General features: G+C 31.3%; 13 protein-coding genes, 1 pseudogene and 1 CRISPR repeat array. Of the genes and pseudogenes, 10 read left to right on the forward strand and 4 right to left on the reverse strand.

Annotated features, from left to right (window positions below; translation table 11 throughout):
• The 10 genes and pseudogenes from BUB36_RS19320 to BUB36_RS15610 form a co-directional block, all read left to right on the forward strand.
• Positions 1-111, forward strand: a pseudogene (locus BUB36_RS19320) (IS6 family transposase); the annotation flags it as partial.
• Positions 112-680: 569 nt separating this feature from the next.
• A complete protein-coding gene (locus BUB36_RS15570; RefSeq protein ID WP_073152356.1) occupies positions 681-1,445 on the forward strand; it encodes an IclR family transcriptional regulator in 765 nt (254 codons plus the stop codon).
• Between the two features lie 559 nt (positions 1,446-2,004).
• A complete protein-coding gene (locus BUB36_RS15575) occupies positions 2,005-2,634 on the forward strand; it encodes a bifunctional 2-keto-4-hydroxyglutarate aldolase/2-keto-3-deoxy-6-phosphogluconate aldolase (RefSeq protein ID WP_073152359.1) in 630 nt (209 codons plus the stop codon).
• Positions 2,635-2,899: 265 nt separating this feature from the next.
• The gene (locus tag BUB36_RS15580; RefSeq protein ID WP_073152362.1) at positions 2,900-3,922 is read left to right on the forward strand and encodes a sugar kinase; all 1,023 of its coding nucleotides are present in this window, start codon (positions 2,900-2,902) and stop codon (positions 3,920-3,922) included.
• Positions 3,923-4,069: 147 nt separating this feature from the next.
• Positions 4,070-5,311: direct repeats of the CRISPR family, unit length 30 nt; unit sequence GTTTCAATTCCTCATAGGTAATCTATAAAC.
• 544 nt (positions 5,312-5,855) lie between these two features.
• Positions 5,856-6,377: a DUF4178 domain-containing protein gene (locus BUB36_RS15585; RefSeq protein ID WP_165613109.1), complete on the forward strand. Its 522-nt coding sequence runs from the start codon at positions 5,856-5,858 to the stop codon at positions 6,375-6,377.
• A 230-nt stretch (positions 6,378-6,607) separates the two neighbouring features.
• Positions 6,608-7,300, forward strand: a complete 693-nt coding sequence (locus BUB36_RS15590) for a hypothetical protein (protein WP_073152364.1) — start codon at positions 6,608-6,610, stop codon at positions 7,298-7,300.
• Positions 7,301-7,337: 37 nt separating this feature from the next.
• Positions 7,338-7,544: a DUF350 domain-containing protein gene (locus BUB36_RS15595; protein ID WP_073152367.1), complete on the forward strand. Its 207-nt coding sequence runs from the start codon at positions 7,338-7,340 to the stop codon at positions 7,542-7,544.
• A gap of 92 nt (positions 7,545-7,636) precedes the next feature.
• Positions 7,637-7,831 carry a DUF350 domain-containing protein gene (locus BUB36_RS15600; protein WP_165613110.1) on the forward strand — a complete coding sequence of 65 codons (195 nt, stop codon included), beginning with the start codon at positions 7,637-7,639 and terminating at the stop codon, positions 7,829-7,831.
• A gap of 117 nt (positions 7,832-7,948) precedes the next feature.
• Positions 7,949-9,499, forward strand: a complete 1,551-nt coding sequence (locus BUB36_RS15605) for a polyamine aminopropyltransferase (RefSeq protein WP_073152372.1) — start codon at positions 7,949-7,951, stop codon at positions 9,497-9,499.
• A gap of 45 nt (positions 9,500-9,544) precedes the next feature.
• Positions 9,545-10,570, forward strand: a complete 1,026-nt coding sequence (locus BUB36_RS15610) for a potassium channel family protein (protein ID WP_073152375.1) — start codon at positions 9,545-9,547, stop codon at positions 10,568-10,570.
• Positions 10,571-10,620: 50 nt separating this feature from the next.
• Here BUB36_RS15610 and BUB36_RS15615 read toward each other — a convergent pair whose 3' ends face one another.
• The 4 genes from BUB36_RS15615 to BUB36_RS15630 all read right to left on the reverse strand — a co-directional run.
• Positions 10,621-11,295 carry a PspA/IM30 family protein gene (locus BUB36_RS15615; protein ID WP_073152378.1) on the reverse strand — a complete coding sequence of 225 codons (675 nt, stop codon included), beginning with the start codon at positions 11,293-11,295 and terminating at the stop codon, positions 10,621-10,623.
• 29 nt (positions 11,296-11,324) lie between these two features.
• Complete coding sequence (locus tag BUB36_RS15620) at positions 11,325-11,702, reverse strand: type III secretion system chaperone family protein (protein ID WP_073152381.1); 378 nt, start codon at positions 11,700-11,702, stop codon at positions 11,325-11,327.
• A 151-nt stretch (positions 11,703-11,853) separates the two neighbouring features.
• Positions 11,854-13,848, reverse strand: coding sequence for a methyl-accepting chemotaxis protein (locus tag BUB36_RS15625; RefSeq protein WP_073152384.1), 1,995 nt, complete (start codon positions 13,846-13,848; stop codon positions 11,854-11,856).
• 349 nt (positions 13,849-14,197) lie between these two features.
• Positions 14,198-21,317, reverse strand: a 7,120-nt coding sequence (locus tag BUB36_RS15630; protein ID WP_073152387.1) for an Ig-like domain-containing protein, incomplete at its 5' end; no start/stop codon positions are given.

The following is a 21,317-nucleotide window of genomic DNA, read 5'->3' on the forward strand; positions in this document are numbered from 1 at the left end:
TTCTATAATTTTGTAAGACCTCATTCATCTCTTAATGGTTTAACACCTGCTCAAGTTGCTGGATTAAATCTAAATGATAAAGAGAAGAAAAAATATCCTCTTGTAGCATAATTTTTGCTTGAATTTCGCCTAATTATTTTTTAAATGTTCGTCCTTGAAATTGTCAAGGGCGTGCGTTAGCACGTTCATTTTACCCTTGACAATTTTAAGGACGAACTTTTATCATCCTTCAGGCGAAATTTAAAGCAATCTGAAGTAATTCTATAAAACATTGTACTATTTTTTCATATTAAGTTTACAAAGCCTATAAAATGAATTTTAAAAGGTGTACTAAACTTTTAAAAAATTTATTCCAAAATGTTAACGTGTGCAAAATAATGTATTTTTTAAAAGGTGTCCCATAAAGTAAAAACTTACTAATTGATTCTCTAAGCTAATTTCCACCTTAGAATTTTAATAAATTTTAACTCATTTTTCAACCTTTATTCTTTACAGCAGTAAATTTTAATATTTTATTCCATTGAGCTTTATCGTTTTAAATGTATTATAACATATTTTGCACACGTTAACAATATTTTGATTGTTTATTGTATATTTTTAAATACCATAACCTTGCTTTTTTTATTTTTTTACTCTATACTTTCAAATAAGTTCAATATTCTGGAAGGATGATTAATATTATGAGGCAAGATATTGTTCAATCTGTAGATAGAGCTTTTGATATATTAGAAGCATTAAAGGACGGTGAAATAGGCTTAGTAGATTTATCTAAAAAAGTAAATCTAAATAAAAGTACAGTTCATAGACTTTTAAATACTTTGATTTATAGAGGATATGTCAGTCAAAATCAAGATAATAATAAATATAGACTTACCTTAAAATTTTTACAAATTGGCAATAACTTTTTAAATTCCTTAGACATTATAAGTATAGCTAAACCATATATTTCGAAACTCTCTGAAAAAACAAATGAAGTAGTTCACCTAGTCACAATAGAAGAATATGAAATTGTATATATTGACAAAATAGAATCTAATAATACCATAAGAATGCATTCTTATATAGGAAAAAGAATTCCCATATATTGCACCGCAGTAGGCAAAGCCTATATGGCATATCTAAAAGATAGTGAATTTCTAACCCTTTGGGATACTATAAAAAATAATTTAATTAAGCATACAGAAAATACAATTGTTTCAAAAACTATTATGTTGAAAGAATTAGAAAACATTAGAAACAATGGTTTTGCAATAGATTACGAAGAAAATGAAAAGGAAGTAATATGTATTGGTGCCCCGATATTTAATTATGATAAAAGTATAAAATATGCCATTAGTATTTCTACTCCAAAAATGAGGATTGATAAAGATAAAATAGAATATTTTGGAAGATTAATTAAAGAAACTGCTAGAAATATCTCTAAAGAACTTGGATACATTTATTAGTATCTAGGTTCTTTTTATTTTTAATTGATTTAAGCCGTTGTACTAATTCCTATCACGGGGATTTTTAATATTTTCTTTCCCTTCATGTGTTAAACTGTTTTTTTATATGTCTTTAAAGATAAAAATAGCTTTATAAAAAAGTCTTTTATAAAGCTTCATAAGGTAGATTTTTTTGAAACACATAACGGAAATTATATATATAATTTGATAGGTTTATAATTTCCTATGTGTTATAAAAATCACTCAAATGAAGTATTAAAACCCCTTAAGATATCTGAAAAACAAAGAATCTGTTAATAGCACAACGTATTTATTTAGAAGTTATAATATAGGATTTACATAGTAAAACTTAATTTATACATGTACAAATATACAGCGTTTCTGGGCGTTTTAGACATGTGTAAATTAGAGTCTTTACTTAAGTTCCTATAATTAATTTTATTTAAAAAATAATTTTTCCCTTGCTAAAATAATTGTTTTTTTTTATAATTTAAATATAAAGTTCAATATATAAAACTTAGTTTTGTATTGTGAAACTTTCTATAAAAGGAGGATTCTCATGAAAAGATATGAGATTATCAAGCGGATTGAAGATATTGGAATAGTTGCTGTCGTAAGGGCTGAAAATACTGAAAAAGCTATAAAAATTTCCAAAGCCTGTATGGCAGGAGGTATAGATGCAATAGAAATTACCTTTACTGTTCCTGGAGCTCATAAAGTTATTGAAGATTTAGTTAATGAATTCGGCGATAAGCTTTTAGTAGGTGCTGGCACTGTTCTTGACAGTGAAACAGCAAGGATTGCTATACTTGCTGGAGCAAAATACATAGTTAGTGCTGCCTTTGATTTAGAAACCGCAAAATTATGTAATAGATATCAGATTCCTTATATGCCTGGATGTATGACTATAAAGGAAATGATAACAGCTATGGAAGCTGGCGCTGATGTTATAAAGGTATTTCCAGGAAGTGCCTTTGGTCCATCATTTATAAAGGCCGTTAAAGGACCTCTTCCTCAAGCAGTGCTTATGCCAACGGGAGGAGTTAGTCTAGATAATGTCGATGAGTGGATTAAAAATGGTTGTATCGCAGTTGGGGCTGGTGGAGCTTTAACCAAAGGATCTATGGAAGATATAACTGAAACTGCAAAAAGATTTGTAGAAAAAATAAAGAAAGCTAGAGGTCTGTAGTACAGAGGTGTCTGATGACGGATTTTTATTACAAGTTCCAAGTTTCAAGGCCATTCTTTCAGGTCTAAAAACCTTAATTTCTGCTTCTAAAGTTTTACTGGTAATAGTTTGAATTTACTTAAGTTCAAACATGTAATTTCCCGCAAGAAAGTTTGAGTTCCTTAAAAAGAGCAAACCGTTTACCAACGCTTTGTTCTTGAAAATTATAGATTAAATTTTTCTTTGAAATACAAATCATTAAATTTATATAAATGGAGGTAATTCTATGAAAAAAGTTGTTACTATGGGAGAAATAATGCTTAGGCTCTCTACTCCTAGATATGAAAGGTTTGTTCAAGCTCAGTCCTTTGATGTAGTATACGGTGGTGGTGAAGCAAATGTTGCCGTTTCTTTAGCAAACTATGGGTTAGACTCTTATTTTGTATCCAAGTTACCCCAAAATCCAATTGGTGATAGTGCACTAAATCATTTAAGACGTTTTGGAGTTAAAACTGATTATATTGCAAGGGGTGGAGATAGAGTCGGAATCTATTTTCTAGAAACAGGTGCTTCTATGAGACCTTCTAAGGTTGTTTATGATAGGGCACATTCTGCTATATCTGAAGCAGACATCAAAGATTTTGATTTTGATGAAATATTTAAGGATGCAAAATGGTTCCATTTTTCAGGAATCACACCAGCTTTGAGCCAAAAAGCTGCAATCCTTACCGAAGAAGCTCTAAAGGTTGCTAAAAAACACGGTGTTACTGTGTCTGTTGATCTAAACTACAGAAAAAAATTATGGACTCCTGAAGAAGCTAAGAAGGTTATGACTAACTTGATGAAATATGTTGATGTTTGTATAGGTAACGAAGAAGATGCAGAAAAGGTTCTTGGCTTCAAACCAGGAAATACAGATGTAACTACTGGAGAATTAGAGCTTGAAGGCTACAAAAGTATATTTAAACAAATGAAAGAAGCCTTTGATTTTAAGTATGTAGTAACAACCTTAAGGGAAAGTTATTCTGCATCTGATAATGGTTGGTCAGCTTTAATCTATGATGGAAATGAATTTTATCATTCTAGAAAATATAATGTAAGAATTGTTGATAGAGTTGGTGGGGGAGATTCCTTCGCTGGAGGATTAATTTACTCTCTTATATCTGGTAAAGATTTTAAAGATGCTTTAGAATTTGCAGTTGCAGCATCTGCTTTAAAGCATACTATTCATGGAGATTTCAATTTAGTTTCTATAGAAGAAGTTGAAAACTTGACAAAGGGTGATGCTTCTGGTAGGGTTCAAAGATAATTTGGATGGTAATATATTATTAATCTTAGCCCCTCATTTAATATAATTTTATATATACTAAACTCACATTCCGATAAGAAACTGCTTTTAAAGCAGTTTCTTATCATTTTTGTTATCTCATTCTCTATCTTTTTACTGGTTTCACTTCTTTCAATTCCTCATAGGTAATCTATAAACAGAGATATTGGTTCATATGCATTTGATGAGTACAAAGATAGTTTCAATTCCTCATAGGTAATCTATAAACAGAATTTTACTGATCCAATAGAATTTGGACAATATTGTTTCAATTCCTCATAGGTAATCTATAAACAGAGATATTGGTTCATATGCATTTGATGAGTACAAAGATAGTTTCAATTCCTCATAGGTAATCTATAAACTTTGATTGTTTTCTTTTATTTTGAAAGTTCTATTATTGTTTCAATTCCTCATAGGTAATCTATAAACAATATAAAAAATATGGGGTGGTAGTATGCTAGAGGAGTTTCAATTCCTCATAGGTAATCTATAAACGGGAAAGTTATGAAAGGAATGGAAGGAGAAGTAGAAATGTTTCAATTCCTCATAGGTAATCTATAAACATAGCTTACATAGATGATATACAGGTATCAAAGGCAGGTTTCAATTCCTCATAGGTAATCTATAAACATTTTTTTTTGTAACTTTTCTAGTTTTTCCAAGCCCGTTTCAATTCCTCATAGGTAATCTATAAACGGTTTGTCAAGACCTTCATAATTAGCAACCTTTTCAGTTTCAATTCCTCATAGGTAATCTATAAACCACAACAACAGGATTAGCAAAAGAAAAAGCAAAACTGTGTTTCAATTCCTCATAGGTAATCTATAAACATGTAACCGATATTTCAAAGGCTAATGAGGAATTTACGTTTCAATTCCTCATAGGTAATCTATAAACTATATGAAGAAATCCCTTAAAAAGCTTAGAAAGGCTTGGTTTCAATTCCTCATAGGTAATCTATAAACTATCTCTAACTCTACTACAGCATTTTCATAGTTAGGTTTCAATTCCTCATAGGTAATCTATAAACAGTTGCAGTAATGGAAGGGGACGAAATACCAAAAGAATGTTTCAATTCCTCATAGGTAATCTATAAACTCGCTCGTCAGAGCGACAGGGGGGAGGCGGTTTTAATGTTTCAATTCCTCATAGGTAATCTATAAACGGCTTGATGAAAAAGCAACTGTTGAAGATGTAAAAGGGTTTCAATTCCTCATAGGTAATCTATAAACTTTACACCTCCCTTAATACGCTCCTTTTCTAAAACCGTTTCAATTCCTCATAGGTAATCTATAAACACGACTGGAAGATTGCTTGTGATGGTGTTTACTACAGTTCGTTTCAATTCCTCATAGGTAATCTATAAACCCATTTTCCCATTGAAAATGCTATATTTATTTTTTTCTACATTATTTAAAAATATCCTTCTTTTTTTGTATAAAATTTTATAACCATTGAAATTACTATATAATTTTAAAAACTAAAATGTCGTCGACCTCCTAGGGTTTTTGCACTATTGGCGGTCGACGACATTTATATAGGTAATTTCGATTGTTGATATTTTCAGCAAAACTCTTGATTTTTTGCTAATATTAAGAATATTTCTATTTTATTATTGCAATCCCTCCTTATTTTAGTAATTTTTATTAAAGATTCCAGTTCAAAAAGTCAAAAATTGATTTTTTTATGCAAAGCAATCATTTGAACTTGCATAATTGTAGGTATTTTTAATGCTTAATTGTGATTTTTTACAAGTATACAGGTAAAGAATTTCAAAAAAAATCCTCAAAAAAACTTTTTTGACCAGAATCTTATTAAAACATTAAAAAAACTTTAATTCTATTTCAAATAATTTCCTCATATGATAAAATGTAAAAAGCTAGATAATTTAAATATTTAGGAGGTGGACCGTGTGGGGATCTTTGATAGGATAAAAAAAATTATTACGGCAAATCAAAATGCTGATATACATCCTCATGAAGAAAAAAACTTATTAAACTTAAATGTTGGCGATATTGTAAGTATCGAAGATGTAGATTATGAGGTTCAAGCTGTTCTAAAATTAAATGATCATGGTTGGAGATGGACTGAATATAAATTAAAGGACAGCAGAAAAACCTACTGGTTAAGTGTAGAACAAGACGATGATATTGAAATAAGCCTATATCAGGAAGTTGTGGCAATAACTACTGAGCCAACAAAGGTATTTGAATATAAGGGCATTAAGTATTATATGCAAGAAGGCAGCGATGCTATTGTAGAAGGTTTAGACGGCAATATCAATGTTGTAAAGGGTGAAAAGGTGGATTACTATGAATATTGCGATGAAGATGATGAAAATCTTTTATCCATTGAAATATGGGATGGAGAAGTAGAAATGAGTATAGGCAGATGGATTGAAGATTATAACATAGAAATATATCCTGGTAAATGATAAATCATACATAATTATTAAATTAACTTATCGTGTTAGTTTCTATGGCGGTGGTTTTAATATTTCCTTTTCGTTCATGTAATAAACCTGTTTTTTTATATGACTTTGTAAGGAAAAACAGGTTTATAAAAATCACTCAAATAAAATATTAAAATCCCCTAAGATATATTTGGAAGCAGAAAATTTTATTTACTAACATAATGAATTGAATCAGAAAGGAGGTTAGCCCTATGAACAAAATAGCAAAATATATATTTTTTATTTTTTTAATCCTATTGCTTGTATTTATTTTTCTACCTATGCCTTCAATAGCTAAAAAAATAGAAAATGACAAAGCCTTTAAATACTCAACTAGTATAACAGGAAATTACAGTAATTCAGATAGAGCAAATGTCTATACAACTAATATGAGTGTACCCGATACAGCTGCATATATTATTAGAGAAATTCGTCCAGAATCCTATACTGATTTAAGCAATGAAGATCAAATACAACTAGTCTATGATGATTATTACATTTTAATTTATAAAGGAGAAGGAGCAGTAACTTATGTTCAGGTTTCTTCTAGAAAATTTGTTCATCGTAATGGTTACCATCGATTATACAGACCTTTTAACAGAAATATAATAGTTTTTTATGATAGATCTTATAGATCAAGGGGATATTATAGAACGGACAATAACCGCTATGGCGGTGGATATTCAAATAGTTCCTCTACTCAAGTATTAAACACCTCAAATAATGGTAGCAAAATTAGAACCGATAAGAATGCTTCATCAAAAATCAGGACCGACAGCAATTCAAGCAGTAAAATCAAAACAAAAAGCAGTTCATTTAATTCTGTACCAAGCTCAAAATCAATTCGTACTGGTAGTAGTGGAACAAGAACTAGCTTTGGTGGAGGTACAAGTTTTGGAAAATAATTGTTACTAAATCTATTATTAGAAAGGGGATTGTCTCATGAACATACTGGTAAATGAATATGTTTCAACAATAATTTACGCTGCTTTAGCTTTAATATTGATGTTCATAGGTTATAAATTTTTTGACCTCATTACACCTTATAACTTTTCTGAGGAAATTAAAGAAAAAAATCCAGCTATTGGAGCAGTTATAGCAGGAATCTTCATTGCTACAGCAATTATCATAAAGGCTGCGATTTCTTAAGGACAAAAGCGTCTTAAGACCCATTTTAAGTTGCAAGTACTAGGGTATTTTTAATGAACAATAAAATCTTTTATAGGAGGTTAGATGAAATTATGAATCCTATTATTTCAAGTATAGTTTATTTTGCTATAGGCATGATTTTCTGTGCTTTAGGCTATAAATTATTTGATGTTATTACACCCTTTGACTTAAATAAAGAAATTGATGATCATAATATTGCTGCTGGATTAGCAGTTGCTGGCATATTTATTGGTGTTGCCATCGTTGTTAGCGCTGCAATTATTTAATAGCCATCGCCACTTTCTAGAGACATAGTATATTTAAACAATAATATACTTCTGAAAAGTGGCGTAATTTTATTGATTCTTATGCTATAAAATCTATATTGGTTTTTGGAGGTTTTTATGACTAATGATAATAGCAATAAAGATAATTTAAATCCTGATCATATAAATGCTACACCATTGCTCTTTGCTGTATTTATTATAGCTATTTGTGGTATAATTTATGAACTAATTGTTGGAGCAATAAGTTCATACTTATTAGGTGATAGCGTTAAACAATATTCTATAACCATCGGTCTCTTCATGAGTGCCATGGGGGTTGGTTCATATGCTACAAAATATTTTAGCAGAAATCTTTTTGATGTGTTTGTAATCATAGAGCTTTTAATCGGGGTATTTGGAGGCTTATCTGCCATTCTTCTTTTTGCTTCCTATGCCTTTACTGATATTTATTATTTTGTCATGTATATAACTATCATCATTATTGGTGTTATGGTTGGTTTAGAAATACCTATTATCACCAGAATTATTGAGGAAAAGGAAAACAATCTACGCATTACAATTGCCAATGTATTGAGCTTTGATTATATAGGTGCTTTGTTAGGCTCATTAGCATTTCCCCTAATTTTACTTCCTTATTTAGGGCAGATAAGAACTGCTTTTTTAGTAGGTTTTTTGAATATTGCTGTGGCAATTCTCATCATTTATAAATATAAGCAGTTCATAAAAAATATATATTTAATGAAGTTTCTTGCTATTTCCTTTGCACTATTGATAGCCATAGGTTTTATTACAGGAAATCATACAGCTAATTTTATTGAAGACAGCTTCTATAGAGATAGAGTAATCTATCGGAAACAAACGAAATATCAAAAGCTAGTAGTAACAAAGCATCTTGATGATTTAAGGATGTTTTTAAATGGAAATATTCAATTCAGTTCCATAGACGAATACCGATATCACGAGGCTTTAATTCATCCTGCAATGTCTCTTGCTAAAAAACGAGAGAATATATTAATACTAGGTGGCGGAGATGGACTAGCTGCAAGAGAAATATTAAAATATGATGAAGTTAAAAGTATTAAACTTGTTGACTTAGATCCCGATGTTGTTTCTTTTTGTAGTACAAATCCTCTTATAAAAAAGTTAAATAATAATTCCCTTCAAAATAAGAAGGTTGAAATTATCAATACCGATGCCTATAAATATCTTGAAAATACAAAAAAAAAATTTGATGTTATAATTGTCGACCTTCCCGACCCTAATAATGAAGCTTTAAATAAACTGTATACAAATTTATTTTATAGACTTATATACCATCATCTAAATCATGGGGGATTTGTGGCTATTCAATCAACTAGTCCTTATTATGCCAATGAGGCTTATTGGTGTATAAGGAAAACCGTTGAATCTGAGGGTTTTTTCACACAAGGATATCACTTAAATGTTCCCTCCTTTGGTGATTGGGGATTTACCCTTGCATCAAATGAAAACTTTTCATTAAAAGACATGGAAGTTTCAGTTCCCACACGTTATTTAAATAATGAAATACTGAAAGCAATATTTTATTTTGCCAAGGATGAAAAAGCATCACAAGATAAAGTAGAAATAAACAGCTTAACTAATCCTGTATTGCTAAGATATTATCAAAAAGCTTGGAATAGCTATTAAATAACTAAATACTCTAGTATATGCTAATAAAGGAGGCTTAAAGTAATGCTATTTATATTTATAAATAGAATTAAGGCACTTCATATATCTTTAGGAAAGAATAACTTATATAGATTATTGACATTAGGATTGGTTAGCTTACTTATATTTTCCACTAGCTTTTATTTTTGCGAAAAATCCATAAATCCAGACCTAAGCTTCAGCGATGCTCTTTGGTGGGGATTTGTTACATGCACCACTGTAGGCTATGGCGATTATTATCCCTTGACACCCAGAGGACGAATAATAGGTATATTTTTGATGTTAATTGGTATTAGTATCTTTGGATTTCTAACTGCTACAATTGCATCAATATTTATTGAAAATAAATTAAAGGAAGGGATGGGGCTAATGGATATAAAATTTAATGGTCATATTGCAATTATCGGATGGAACGATAAAAGTAGAATTATGTTAGAAGAGCTAGTGCAGGATAATCCAAATAGGAATATAGTTATCATAGATGAAATAGAAAAGCTGTCTTTAAATCATAAAAATACTTTTTTTGTCCATGGGGACCCCACAAAGGATGAAACCCTGTTAAAGGCCAATATTCCCCATGCAGATACAGTAATAGTAGTTGCTGATGAAAGTATGGATAATTATGGCATGTCCGATGCTAAATCTGTTTTAATATGTTTAGCGGTGGATAAATTTAATACAAATGCACACCTTATTGCTGAGGTATTAAATGAAGAAAATATTCCACATTTTAAAAGGGCAAATGTTAATGATATCATAATAACTAATCAAATGAGTAGTAGAATCATGGTAAGAAGCGCTCTTTATAAAAATGTGAGCCATGCCTTAAAAGAGCTATTAACTGCTTCCTACGGTAATGAAATATATGAAAGAAAGGTTGAAAATGAAGATATAGGTCTTACGTTTAAAGATATAGTCTCCAAGTATATCGAAAATTATGATTCTATAGTTCTTGGAATTGCTAATAAAAATATCTTATTAAATCCCGATAAAAATTATATAATACAAGAAAAGGATATTATCATATACATTTCAAAGAATAAATTATAAGACTGTAGATGTGAATTTCACAATTTCACATCTACAGTCTTATTTCTCCTTTATTTACCTAGTTTTGCTTTTAAAGCAGCTAATTCATCCATTACTGCACTGTCTTCTTGTTCTAAATCATGAAATTGCTTTTCTATGTCATCCCCTGCCATTGCTTCATTTAACTCTGCTTCAGCCATAGCTTGGCTTTCTATTTCATCAACCTTCTCACTCATACGATTAAATGTATCGAAAACACTATTATCATTTAAGCCTGCCATTGTTCTTTGAATAGATTTTTGAGCTTCTGCTCTCTTTGTTCTAGCTATTAATAACCCCTTCTTACGCTTTGCTTCTTCTATTTTATTGCTTAAATCTCTAAGGCTAGCTTTAAGATTGTCGGTTGCAGCTTTTTGAGATTGCCATTGAACTCTGTATTGCTGTGCTAAATCTTCATATTCTTTTTTACGATTAAGAGCTGCAATAGCAAGCTTATCGTCCCCTTTAGTCACAGCTAATTCAGCCTTTTTAGTCCAATCTGCAACCTTAGCCTCTTGTTCATCTAAAGCTTTTTTTAACCTTTTTTCATCAGCAATTGCAGATGCAACTTCTACTTTTGCTTTCTTATATTGTTCACTCATGTCAATAATCAATTGATTTAACATTTTTTCAGGATCTTCGGCCTTTGATATCATATCATTAATATTAGCTTTAAAAACTGTACTTATACGATTAAAAATCCCCATATTTTACACCTCCATCAATTTAACAAATATCAAGCTTTACATAATACATCATAATGTTCAACCAAAGCTAATCCAATACTTTCAATCGTAGCTTGGAACTCATTCATATCTAAATTTTCTGCTTGTAAAGTGTCAACAATCACTACATTATTACCTTCAATAGCATAGGCACCATGTAAAAGATCACTAGCATTTAATTCTAACAACTTCCTATAAAAACATTCCTTATTTTCCTCAGGTATTGACATTACCTTAACTCGAAACACTATAACGGGTTCTGATATCTTTACAATAATATTATCCATTTGTGAAAGGTCATCTTCAATTCTCCAGGTATCTTCATCAATTTCTTGAAAGCCTATATCCATATCAATCATAAAGCTTTCGATTTTTTCTTTAATATCCATAACTAAAGACCCCCCAATTCATAAATTATACCATAAATTAATTTTTATGGTTTACATTACCATATACATTATATATGATATCTCCGCTAATTTCAACATATAACAGTCATATATATTTGATATTTATATAATTATTTCTCCTAATTATTAATTAAAATTTAAACCTTGCAATCATTTCTTGCAGCTCTTGGGCAAGCTGTGCCAAAGCTTCACTTGTTGATGCAATTTCTTCCATTGATGCTGTCTGCTCCTCTGTTGCTGCCGATACATTTTGAATCTGCCCTGATACTTCCTTACTTGCTCTTTCTATTTCATTAGCAGACAAGGCTACATGCTGACTTCCATTTGCAACTTCAGAAATAGAAGCTGTGATAACTCCTATTTGAGTATTAACTTTATCAACTAGAATGGATATCTCTTTAAATGTATTCTCTGCAATATTTACAGTATCAATCCCATTTTCTACATCCTTCAATCCATCTTCCATAGTTATGTTAGCCTTGTCGATATTAGACTGATTTTCCTTAATCAAGCTGTTTATTTCTTCTGTAGCTTCCTGTGATTGTTCTGCTAGTTTTCTTACCTCTTCAGCTACAACAGCAAAGCCTTTACCTTGTTCTCCTGCTCTAGCTGCTTCTATAGCTGCATTAAGGGCTAAGAGATTTGTCTGTTCTGCAATATTCTTTATTACATTTACTATTTCATTCATTTTATTAGAACTATTAGTAATGTCTTGTAATGATTTTTGTACCTCTATCGTACTTTTATTGATATTCTCCATTTGTAAACTAACTTTCTTCATTTCTTCCTTACCAATATTTGACTTATCAAATACCTTTTCACTTAAATCATTAATTACCTGTGCATTACTTGATACCTCTTCAATACTTGCTGATATCTCTTCCATTGCCGAAGTCACACTTAAAACCTGGTTCAATTGATTCTCAGAGCTTTGTGCTACTTCAGTAGAAGCTGAGGCAATATGCTCCGATGCCATTGTCGATTGCTGGGCTGTAGCTGTAAGTTCTTCAGAGGATGCCGCCACCTGCTCAGATGATTCTGCAATCTGTCTTAGAAAATTTCGTAGGTTTTTAGTAATTAAGTCTAAAGCGATAGCTAAACGTCCTATCTCATCATTTCGCTTCATATATTTTTCTGGAGAACCCTTTGTAATATCTAGTTCAGCTATTAGTTCTATATGCTTTGTAGCTTCATTAATAGGTTTTGTTATTTTACTACTAATAAAGTAAACAGTTATTACTCCAAAAATTAAAATAGCTATAGTTGATATAATTAAAATTTTTACAAAATTATTTTGAGTTGCAAAAACTTCATCTTTTTCTACTGCCACTGCTATAGACCCATCTATATCCTTTATCGGTGCATACCCTAAATATTTCATCAATCCATTGTATTCGTATTCTCCTACTCCCTTTTCACCTGCTATCATTTTCTTTTCTAATTCTACAAGGGATTCAAGCTTTGGATCCTTTTTTACATTCTCAAAATCATTATCTTTTTGTTTAACTAAATCTATGTTGCTGTGGGCAATAGTTATACCTTCTTTATTGATCATAAATGCCTTACCCGTTTCCCCATAGGTTATATCATTAGTTATAGCACTCCACTGAGAACCATCTATAGTCGCAGTTAGTACACCTATAACTTTATTATTTTCTTTAATAGGTACAGCAAACATTAGAACTAAAGAATTATCTACCTTACTAATAATTGGATCTGATACTACATTTTTTCCAGATAATGCTTTTTTAAAATAATCACGATCTTTAATATCAGCCCTTTTTCCATTACTTGAATAAAGAGTTCCTTTTGTATCAGCAATGCCTATTCTTAAATATCCCATATCCTTTACTTTATATTTTACCTTCATTACTTTATCTTTTAATGTGATATCTTCATTCCTTATATCGATACTGTTAGCTATTGCCTCTAGGGTCTTAAATTCACCTTCTATACGACTTTCTACAATCATTGCAGCTTGCGATGCCATTTGAGTTAATGATTCTTCTATATTTTCATTTAATGCCCTGTTAGCAAAATAATTTGCTAAAAACCCTAAACTTATACAAACAACCAATAATAGTGCAGTAACATAAACCATTAATTTATTACCTATATTTTTCATTTTATCGCTCCTCTTTTTAGTAAATTATTGTTTTTCATAAATAAGTAAAAAATTTATATGTGCACATTTTGATATATTTCTACATTTTTCTACATTTTCCTTCATAATATTCGAAATTTAGACATTTTTTTAGCAACTATTTTTCCTTCTTAAAAATCATATAAAAAACAGGTTTATTACATGAAGGAAAAGGAAATATTAAAACTCTCATGATAGAAACTAGCAAAACAGATTAATTTATTGGCAAAAAAAGAGCTGCCCCCCTTTAGGATTAGTTCCTATCGTTGGACAACTCCCTTTAACAACATGTCTAGTTTGCTAAAATCTTAAAATGTAAACTATCGTTTTATTATTCTACATCAACCTTTATTACAGGACTTAAAGCCTTCATGCTTTCCATATCATCCCATATCATCGCCTTAACCTTATATTCTCCCTTTTTAGGTATTGTAAGTACTGTTTTTAGTTCCTTTATTTGTCCTATTTTTATTTTCTCTGATGTAAATGTCCATTTTGAAATATTATTTTCTTTATCATACAACACCATTATTAGCATAACATTTCTATCCACGCTGTCATTATTCATTATTCTTAATCTTAGCTTAGCTTCTTCTCCCTTTTTAAAGGCTTCCTTTCCTATTCTGGCTGCATATATCCTTGGCAACATTGTTTTATCTACTACTGCAAATTTTGTAAAGTGATTTGTCTTTCCTATTATTTCCCCTGTTTTTGGATCTATTACCGCTGGAACAGGTATCCATTTTCCTGTTTCTTCATTAAACCACCCAAGGGCTAGGTTACTAGCTTCTTTATTAGCTACTGGAACTTTTAGTCTTATGTATATAGGTTTTTCAAACTTTATGCCCGATGGTCCAAATTCATAGATAGATGATACTACTTCTTCACTGGCTTCATTATTATTTGTTCTTTCTTCTACTCTGATTTTTACTGGTTTTTTAAGGGCATCTGCCAGTAAAATAAGCTTTACCTCTCCCATTGGATCTGTCATCTGTAAATTCTTTGTTCCATCAAATTCTCCTTCCATTGCTACTTTATTTTTATTAAGTTCTTCTTCTAGCTCCTGACTTTCTTCTTTAGTCATTTTTTCTTCTGTGACTAGTACATACACTGTTTCTTGATCTTCTTTTAGTTCTTCTTGGTTTCCTATAGGAATATCTACTTTTTCTAATGCTTCTTCTATTTCCTCTGGAATATCTAGTACTTCATAGATTATTTTATATATACTTATGGCTGTATTTCCCTTATCATCTACTGCTTCTATTTCTATTATATTTTTTCCTTCTTTTAATTTTATATTATACGAGCCATTAATCCCTGAAATCTCAGCTCCATTTAATCTAACCACTGGTATTATTTCTTCACCTTTATTATCTGTTACTTTTATACTAAAGCTTATGTTTTCTTCTTCTACAGACATGTTGTCAGTTATTCCATTTACTTTTATAATTGGTATTTCTTCATCTATTTCTTGTTCATCCGTTACTCTTATGGTTACTGGAATTGGTCTTACTATATCAATTTTACCTGACCCATTCTTATATCTTATGGCTGATATTTCGTAGCTTCCTTCCTTATCAAATACTAAAACAGCCTTTCCATCCTTTCCTACCTTTATTATTTCATCATCTATTTTATACTCACTGCCATTTACAAGTATTATTGAGCCTTCTACAGATTTCCCAAGTCCATCTAATCTAATATTTACTTCTTCTCCTACCTTTACCAATGTCTTTTCTGTATAGAGCTTTGTATATACTGTATTAAATCCATATGCTCCATAATACCAAATTATATCGTCACCGTTATTAAGCTTTACTGCATTGGAGCCTACAGGTGGATTTATGTCATTTACTTTAAACATCCATCCAGACATTGGTCCATGATCAAATTCCCTATCACCATCTATCATTGACATATAGATGGACCATCCATAATCCTGAAAATCATAGCTAACTCCTATGTTTTCCAATGCTTTTACCACTGCATGGGCATTTGTTGGAGCATCAAATTTTTCAACTCCCCAGCCATCTGAAGGTGTTGATGACGAGCCCGATGCCTTACCCAAGTAATCTGTCAAATCAAATAGGGGTACATTTATCTTAGTTCTAGGAAGCACCGTATGACCGTAGCCTTCTATACGTATATATACCTCCCTTGTATTTGGTGCGACTGTAAATGTTATACTGTCTCTTATATCATAATTTTCCTTTAAAGCTGCTGTTATTGTTGCCGTACCTTCCGATAATGTTATTAGCTTTCCTGATATCTTATTATCAATTTTTATTACATTTTCATTGCTACTGCTCCATACTATATCTCCTGCTGATACTTCTTCATTATTACTATCAAATGCCTTTACCGTAAGTAATGGTTTGTCTCCAAGCCTTAGGCTTGTATTTACAGTGTCTATCTTTATATGCTTTATACCACTAGGATTTTGTTCTGGGTTACTTGTGCCTTTTACTATTATCTGTACAGGTATAGGTCTTATTAGATTATTTTTCGTTTCAGCTTTTATATAGAAGCTTCCTTCCTCGGTAGCCTTGAAGGTTACTTTACCTTCAGAATCTGTGGTCTTTACTTCTCCAGCAAAGGTTATTTCTTCATCTACTGCTGGAACAAAATTGTTTTGAGCTATATCGTATTTTTCAAGCCTTACTGTAAATTCTTCCTGCTCCTCAACACTTGTAGTCTCAGCCCTTAATCTAGTAACCACTGGGTTAACAATTTTATCGTCAAGTACAATAATTTCTTCTCCACCTTCAAGTACAGTGTTTAATGTATATCTCTTAGTATCCTTGTTAACTATCCACTGCCATCCTTCTTCACCTTCTATGGTAGCAATTTGTCCATTGTCTGCTTCATAATCTATGTTTTCTTGATCTAATGCTTCCTTTATTGCATCTAAAAGCTTTGTTTCTCCTAGTGCAACTGTTACCTCTGTTTGTGGTAATATTGTTCTATTTTTTCCTTCTATTCTCAAAGTAGCCCTACTCATATTGCTGTTATATGGTATGTGATAGAAGATTGTTGATTTTCCATTTTTATAGAAATCCTTTAGGGCTGCAAGGGCTTGAAGAGCTTGATTGGTTGCCAAGCCATCGCTTCCCTTTCCCTTTAAATGCTCAAAGCTTCCATCGGGCAGTTGATTACTAAGCATGGCTGATACTGGATTACCTTCACCCCGAGTAAAGTCCTCCTCTTGGGGATCAATTCCTATTGCAGTAAGTCCCAATATTACCTGAGCTGTAGATTCTGTATTTACTGCTTGTTCCTCTTCGTTATTAAGGCTAAAGCTGAAGCTTCCATTTTCTTTTTGTGCTGTTTTCAACCACTGTACAGCTTCATCTACAGACGCCTTAACATCTGACCTTTCTATGTATGGTGCTAATGCATAAAGAGCCATTCCTGTCATATCTGGGTCTGGAGCATTGCCTGAATAAGCCCATCCATCTCCAGCTTTATGCTCTAGAAGATAATCTACTAGAAATTCTTGAGTATAATAATTATGTCCTTCAGGTACCTCTGCATTGGCAGCATCAAGGGCAATGAGTGCCCATATAGCGGCATTATTTCCTTGTGCTAGACTACCGTAGCTGTATATCCTTTCTATTAAATTCATTCCAGCAAAGTTATGGGGGTCATATCCTGCTGCAAGTATAGCCATAGTAGTTCTTTCGTATTCTGTAATTTCTCCTAGGTCATCACTAGCACTTATTCTATCCCATAAATTATCTATATATCTCTTTCCATTAGATTGATAGACTTCACTATTTATATCTTCACCAACCGCACCTAATGCGAATGCCATCCAGTCACTTTGTATACCTTCTTTTTTATAGTAGTCAATAACTTTTTGAGTTTTTTGATTTATTGTATCCATTGATATATGATACTGACCGCTGTCTACTACAGTTATATGGTATTCTTCTTTAACATCTGGATTTGTAACCGATGTTGCTGTAATAACTACTTTTCCAGCTTTTAAGCCACTAACACACCCATTACTATCAACTATTGCTATTTCTTCTTTATCACTTTTCCATATAACCTCTTCATCCACCATTAAACTTCCAAACTGACTGTATACATCAGCTTTAAGATTAAGATAGTCACCTGTAATTATACTGTTCTTATATCCAGTAATCTTGATATCATCAACTTTAAGCTCTTGATTATTATTTCTAAATGAAAATTTTATTAAGTGTTTACCATTTGCTTTTATTTTTCCGATGACATATACACTATCGTTACTATTATTGCTAAAGATATATGAAAATTCACCATATTTATCTATATCATAGCTAATATACTTTATAATCTCTCCATTTATGTCTATCTTAGCAATTATACTTCTAACAGAATTTTTATGCCATCCAGAAGCTTCCTTTTCAATAATAGGTAAGTATATATTGCCATTACTGTCTACAGTAAAATCTCCTTCACAGTACATACAATTTTCAATATTTACTAAATCCTTAAGTTCTTTTTTCCAAATCTCATTTCCTTGGGTATCTATAGCATATACTATACTATTATCTAAAAATTCTGATGTAAAGTATAAAATATTTGCATCGCTTAATTTTAATTTTGGATAACGTGACTCTACATTTCTATCATTGAAATAATACTTCCACTTAATTGCTCCTTTTTCTACTGCACACACACCAAATTTATTGTCTTCATCTTGAAAATATCCATATATTACACCATTACTATCAATCTGAAGATTGCCATTTCGGACTTTAAACCAAATATCTCCTTCAATCTCATACTGATTCGTTATATTTGCCTTGTTACCTTCGTCAGCTATATTAACAATACTTGTATTGTCCCTTCTACCAGTTATACAAATAATATTCTCATCAGCATCCAGTTTAAAATCACGAACCGTTTTAGGACCAAATTCCAAGGTCCATTTTATTCCTCCTTCACTATCTATTGCTAATAACCTTGAATTAGTATTATCATCATCTACTACATATATCGTTCCATCACTTGCTTGTTGAATGTTCCTAATAAGCTGTCCTCTTACATCCAACTTTGTTTTCCATTCAACATTTCCAATGGTTTTACCATTGGAATCAATTTGGGATTTAATTAAAGCTACATATTGATTTTGACTAGCATCTTTTGTTAAACAATATATATTGTTCTCAAGTCCTACTTTAACAAAATTAATATATTTATCTACACATAAAGCCCAATTCTGATTACCATCTGGATTGATGGATATTAACCGATCCATTATATCTTCATCTATAAAATATATGGTATTATCATTGTCTTGCTCCATATATTTTTGTATGTCTTTATACTCCCTTTCCCATTCATATCCAAAGCTCGGCACCACTTTTACTTTACGGTTTTTAATTATGCCTTCAATTTCTCCTGCTATTGTTGTTGTTCCGTAATCGAGGGCAGTTATTACCCCTTCATCGTCTATTATTGCTACATCCTCGTTAGAACTTGTCCATGATATGGAATCAAATTCTATAGCTTCATCATATTGAGAAACAGGAATTGCCTTTATGGATCCTGGAACTGTCATTACTATTTCTTTAGGGAATATTCCTCCATATATATCTGGCTTTCTTTCTATTGTAACTGCTATTTGCTCTGTTAATGTATTATTAGAAACGGATTTTACTGTAAGTGTATATGTTCCTATAGCCTTTGGATTAAATAATCCATTTTCGTCTACACATTGATTAAAATTAATAATAGAATCCCATGATACTCTTTCGTCCTCCATTATATTTCCATACTGATCCTTTACACGTGCCTTAAATTGATATGGTATTTTATACTCCACTGTTAAGGCATCCACAGGTTCATCTTCCTCTGATAATATCTCCAAAGAAAAAGGCACAGGATCCTTTTCTATAACTTCAATACTAGCAGTGTCAGCTATGTTTGTTCCCTTTATTCTTACAGTAATATCTACATGTCCTTTTTTATGGCATCTAAATCTTCCAGCTTCATCAACCTCTACTATTGAATGGTCTGAGCTTTCCCATTCTAATTCTTCTCCTACCATTGCTTTTCCATCTAGGTTTTTAACACAAACTGCTAGGGTTTCTTCTAAATATACCCCAAATTTCTTATTTTTCTCCAGTATTTCTATTGAAGCTGGAGTCTCTTTAATTTCTTTTTGGATTTTTGCAATAACAATAGTTGCATCATGACCTCTTGCTCCTACTAAGACGTTCCCATCTACATAGATTGTTTTATAACTAGCTGTACTACTTCCAAATGCTGGTATTTCAGCTGCTTTTCTTCCATTTGGATCAATAGCCACTATTGTATCTCCGCCTGAAATGTCACCCTTTAGTACCGTATAATATACATATCCATCATTTTCTACTATATTACTACAGCCTTTATCGTTATAAAAATACTTTTCTATCCCATCTGGGGCAATAGCTATAATATTATAGAAGTATTGATTACTTAAAAGTGCATACAAAGTATTGTCATTGCCAATTTCTATAGATTGAACTCTATAGCTGCTATCTTCTGTAATTTCATATCCATTAAGCGGATCATCATGTACTATATTACCATCATCAGTGTTTAAAGCATTTAACATACACGTTTCATCTGCTACGTATAACGTACTATTATCTTTTATTACGGGTTCAGTCAACCTACTTGAGGATATATAGTCCCATTTTTCATTTCCATTTCTATCCAATACCTGTATTTTACTATCTTTAACGGAATTTGTCTTACCTAAAATAGTCAAGTATATATTGCCATTATCATCGACTATAGGTGGATATGTTATTTCATACCTATTTATATCATTGTCTAACCCACTATTGTTTATTGAATATTGCCAATTAATAACATCTGGGTCATCAATATTTATACTATATACATTGTTTTGCAACCCTATTATAAGCTGATTTTCTATTATACTGGGGGAAGTTTTTAATGGTCTTTCTCCATCAATTTCTTTTTGCCATTTTATACTTCCATCGGGATTTAAAGCAAAAACTAAAGTTTTAGTTGTATCATATTTTGATGCTTGGATATAGATTGTATTATCCTGTCCAAATACAGGCCAGCATGTACCCATGGCACCTATGAAAACATTATCCAATCTACGTTTCCACAATTGGTTACCATATAAATCAAAGGCATATACTACACAATAATGCTCTTTAACACTAGAATTACTATCATTCCTAATACCATACACTACTCCATTATGGATTTTAGCATTTATAAAGCCATCTCCATAGTTATCTTGTCTAATAATAGTTTTATTTAGCTTTAGATCGTATTTTCCTACTTCACCTACATTGAATTCTATGTTTTCTAATATCTGCCAATCATCTTGGCTTACTTCATTCCATATTTGTATTTGATATGTCTTTCCAACTTCTAGATATTCTTTTACATTTAATCTTATCCTTCTATGATTGGATGAATCTAGTCCT

It is taken from the genome of Paramaledivibacter caminithermalis DSM 15212 (assembly GCF_900142245.1).
Lineage (GTDB): Bacteria > Bacillota > Clostridia > Peptostreptococcales > Caminicellaceae > Paramaledivibacter > Paramaledivibacter caminithermalis.